The 4,350-nt window shown below is 47.0% G+C and carries 4 protein-coding genes; 2 read left to right on the forward strand and 2 right to left on the reverse strand.

Translation table 11 applies throughout. The features are described 5' to 3' along the window. Both AB7U21_RS10675 and AB7U21_RS10680 read left to right on the forward strand, forming a co-directional pair. A partial coding sequence (locus AB7U21_RS10675; RefSeq protein ID WP_428388929.1) for a DUF5658 family protein occupies positions 1–383 on the forward strand: 383 nt, incomplete at its 5' end. Positions 384–483: 100 nt separating this feature from the next. Next, entirely contained in the window at positions 484–2,820 is a 2,337-nt protein-coding gene (locus AB7U21_RS10680) for a DNA topoisomerase I (RefSeq protein ID WP_428388931.1), read from the forward strand. Positions 2,821–3,004: 184 nt separating this feature from the next. On the opposite strand, the gene AB7U21_RS10685 is transcribed toward AB7U21_RS10680, so the two are convergent. Both AB7U21_RS10685 and ilvC read right to left on the reverse strand, forming a co-directional pair. Then, entirely contained in the window at positions 3,005–3,529 is a 525-nt protein-coding gene (locus AB7U21_RS10685; RefSeq protein WP_333786968.1) for a nitroreductase, read from the reverse strand. 83 nt (positions 3,530–3,612) lie between these two features. Continuing rightward, on the reverse strand, positions 3,613–4,350 hold a 738-nt coding region (gene ilvC / locus AB7U21_RS10690), incomplete at its 5' end, for a ketol-acid reductoisomerase (RefSeq protein ID WP_428388934.1).

Genomic DNA, 4,350 nt, shown 5'->3' on the forward strand with positions numbered 1-4,350 from the left:
TGGATATTTACGGGTTCCTTAAGGACATAAGGTTCGTCCTGTTGTTCTATGTGATAGGTGACCTGTTGACCACTATATATGCCATAGAGACCGGTCTTGCACAGGAAGGCAATCCGGTCGTATCTGCATTCGCTTCCATGAATGGCCTTTACAGCATCGTGCTGTTCAAGGTCTTCTTTATAATAGCACTGCTTGGAAGCTATGCTTATATCATACGTTCCTCTGCAGGGAAAGAACAGGACCAGACCTTTGCATGGAATGCCCTCAGACATACCCTTGCAATAATGGGAATGCTGATAATATTCAATAACCTGCTTGTGATGGGGGGTTATATAAGTCCTGTCTATCTGCTGCTCAGCTATGCCACCAGCCTTTTAGTTTAGGTCTGGTGCCCCTATATTTTTATCCTAGCAATAGCGGATAAAGTTATGTAATGTCAGTTATAATGTATCGCACACTATTCTGATCAGGTGCAGATATATCATGACTGTTGTTGTATTTACCGAAAAGAACAAAGCTGCTTCACAGATAGCCAATATTCTCAGCGGGGGCAAGCCTGACAGAAAGCTTGTCGAAGGGGTACCTGTTTATGTATTCCGCAGGGATGGTAAGGAATGGCAGGTAATGGGTCTTTCGGGTCATATCATGGGTTATGATTTCCCACAGGAGTTGAACGACTGGCGTTCAGTGGACCCGGCCATATTGATCGATACCCAACCCATCAAGACAGTTACAAAAAAACCGTTTGCAGATGCCATTCTCTCTCTTGCCAGGGGAGCTGATGGGATAATACTTGCCTGTGATTTTGACAGGGAAGGTGAGAATATAGGTTTTGAAGCAAAGGAACTTGCAGCCAGGGTTTCCCGCGCTCCTGTAAAAAGAGCAAGGTTCTCTTCATTGTCAGCGTCTGAGATAACTAAAGCTTTCGACGCTCCATTGGAACCTGATACAGCCATGGCAATGTCTGCGGATGCCCGCCAGATCCTCGACCTTAAGATGGGAGCTGCTTTTACCCGGTATCTGACCCTGGCTGTGAGAGAAAGGGCACGCACCAAGGATATCCTTTCCATAGGACCTTGCCAGACCCCTACATGCGGTTTCGTATATGAAAGAGAGAAGGCCATAAAAGAGTTCAGTCCTGAGGATTTCTGGAAGATCGAAGCACTTTTCCATGCAAAGGACATGGATCTCAAAGGAGTGCACCGGGCAGGCAATATCAGGGATAAGGCAAAGGCAGCCGAAATATTCGATCGTATCCGGGCATGCAAGACCGGACTGGTTACAAAAAAGAGCGTCACTGAAGTAAAGACAAATGCACCATTTCCTCTAAACACCACTGAATTTCTCAAACGTGCATCCAAGTTCCTGAACATCAGTCCGGAATCTGCTCTTGAGATCGCTGAACAGCTGTACCTGAACGGTTTTACAAGCTATCCAAGGACCGAGACCAATAAATATGCCGATGATTTTGATTTCAGGTCAAAGGTCATAGCCTTCACATCCACAGAATACAGGGACCATGCACTTGCCATACTTTCTGCTGGTGATATTGCTGTGCGCAATGGTACAAAGGACGGGCATGACCACCCTCCCATACATCCGATAAAGGCAGTTGCTGTAAAGGAAGTGGACAAGGCTGTAAAGGTAGAAGGCGCAGGTAAGGTGTATGACCTGATAGCCCGGCATTTTCTTGCTAACCTCATGCCTGCGGTTTTATTCGAAAAAACGCATCTTGAGATCACAGTGAAGGGAGAGCTGTTCGACTCTTCCGGATCCGTAATGAAAAACGAAGGCTGGATGGCCGTGTATCCTTTTGAGACAAAGAATGACAAATTCCTGCCAGATGTCCAGGTGAACGAAGAGGTCAAAGTGAAAAAACTGGAGAACATAGCTTCCAAAACCACTCCTCCAAAACACCTTACTGAAGCCGAACTTCTGACCCTTATGGATAAGCATGGCATCGGTACTAAGGCAACAGCTCCTTCTCATATAGAAACCAACAAGAAGCGTGGTTATTTTGAAACTAAAGGCAAGACCATAGTCATTCAGGAAACCGGTTTCAGCCTTATGGATGCTCTGAGCAACTCAGTACCTCTTGTAGTGAAGCCGGAAATAAGGGCACGCATAGAGTCCCTTGTGCAGGAAGTGGAAGAGGGCAGCAAGAAATTTGAAGTTGCTGTTGCAGAGGGAACCGAGCTTATCAGGATGATGTATGCACAGCTCACTGAGAGCCGGGATTCCATCGTGTCCCGGCTGGCAGGCTCTATCAATGATGGGACTGCCACTGAGGACAAGAAGAACTACATTGGCAAATGTCCGGATTGCGGGCATGTGCTACGCATAATAAACACTGATAAGGGGCGTTTTGTAGGATGTACCGGATATCCGCAATGCAGGAACACCTATCCTCTGCCCAGGGATGGTGCACTTTCCATACTTCGCTCAAAAGAATGCCCTAAGGGTGGAGCTGCGGTAATAAAGGTCGCAAACAAGTATTGCTGGGCAGTGGGTATAGGACCTTGCTTTGCATGTGACCGGGCAAAGGAATGCTATCCTCCGGAAGTGGTGGGGCAGTGTCCGGTCTGTGACGGAGAGATGTTCCTTATAACTACGAAGAATTCACGTTTTCTGGGCTGTAGTAAAAGATGTGGCCGTACTCAGTCCCTGCCTCAGGAGGGCAGGCTTACGATACTTGACCGCAGGTGCGAGGTCTGTGGATGGAAAATGATCCGCATAAAGGAAAAGGATAAGGAAGCGATCGAGATATGTGTAAATCGTAGCTGCGGGAAAAATCAGGGCAAAAAAAGGTCTTCAAATTGACTTGATCATGGCCTAAATCAATTATCCTTGATTAGTCGCATTGCGAACAAATCTTTAAATACAAGAAGTACATACTTAGGATTAGAGATGAAGGGCAAAACAGGAAAACCTTCCACTACCAAACTGGTGTCTAAATCCAAAATGTATCCTTAAACCTCCTTAATTCCGGTTTGCGCCTTCGTCTCTACCTCCATTGATCGCCGTAATGCTCTTCAAAGGCTATTTCTGGAAGTTCTTTCCTTGAAGATGTTACTTCTCTCCTGTCAGGATGCCCTATGGCCAGTGCTGCCATGAGCTCCAGTGATTCAGGCGCTTCTAAAATCAAATTCACTTGTTCTTTATTATTCAGTATCTCTCCCAGCCATACTGCTCCCAATCCAAGTTCACAGCAGGCAAGCAGCATGTTCTGTATGGCTGCACCTATGGATTGTACATCTTTTGTGCGATCATACATCGTAGAGGTATCCAGAAAAACAGCTATGATCACGCCTGCTCCCTTTACAATAGATGAATAGCGTGTGCAACCGGCCAGTTTTTCTATTGTGTCCCTGTTCTGTACGACTATGAACTTCCAGGGCTGGTTGTTAAGACCCGATGGTGCCCAGCGCCCGGCATCAAGGATCATTGTAATGTCTGTTCTTGCCACAGGCTCAGATGTATAACTGCGGATGCTTCTTCTTGATAGAATTGTCTGTATAGTTCCCTGCATTTAGATCACTTCAAAAAAAGGGACGTATCCTTGTATATAGAACACGTCTTTGTAACTTATTAAAAAAATATATTTGAGAAAGTTCACTTCTCATTAAGGCCACTGTTAAGCCAGGGCATCATTGCACGCAATCTGCGGCCCACCTCTTCCACGGGATGTTCCCTGTCCTGGCGCTCCATGGCTGTGAGTACCGGCCTGTTGGCCTTGCCTTCAAGCACGAACTCCCTTGCGAACTGCCCGTTCTGGATACGCTCCAGAGCCTCATACATAGCTTCCCTGGACAGTTCATTGATTACCTTGGGCCCAACGGTCATTCCACCGTATTCCGCGGTATTGGATACGGAATACCACATCTTTTCCAGGCCACCTTCATGGATAAGATCTACGATGAGCTTCAGTTCGTGAGTGGTCTCAAAATATGCCATCTCTGGCTGATAACCGGCTTCGACAAGAACCTCAAAGGAGGTCTTGATAAGAGAAGCCACGCCACCGCACAGGTCTACCTGCTCTCCGAAGAGGTCAGTTTCCGTTTCCTCACGGAAAGTTGTTTCGAACACTCCGGCCCGTGTGCAACCCACACCTTTTGCATGTGCCAGAGCTAACTGTTTTGCCATGCCTGTAGCATCCTGGTAGACTGCGATCAGACCAGGCACTCCATGTCCTTCTTTATACGTCCTGCGTACCAGGTGTCCCGGGCTTTTTGGTGCCCCCATGTACACATCGATGTCCTTCCTGGGCACTATCTGGTTGTAATGGATGTTAAAACCGTGAGAGAAGACAATAGCATTTCCGGGTTCAAGTCCTGGTTCGATCTCTTCATA

This window comes from Methanomethylovorans sp., assembly GCF_050177135.1.
Lineage (GTDB): Archaea > Halobacteriota > Methanosarcinia > Methanosarcinales > Methanosarcinaceae > Methanomethylovorans.

Bases quoted from the DNA above. Each gene is read 5' to 3' on its own strand.
- AB7U21_RS10680 (WP_428388931.1), top strand. From the start codon at position 484: ATGACTGTTGTTGTATTTACCGAAAAGAACAAAGCTGCTTCACAGATA.
- AB7U21_RS10685 (WP_333786968.1), bottom strand. From the start codon at position 3,529: ATGCAGGGAACTATACAGACAATTCTATCAAGAAGAAGCATCCGCAGT.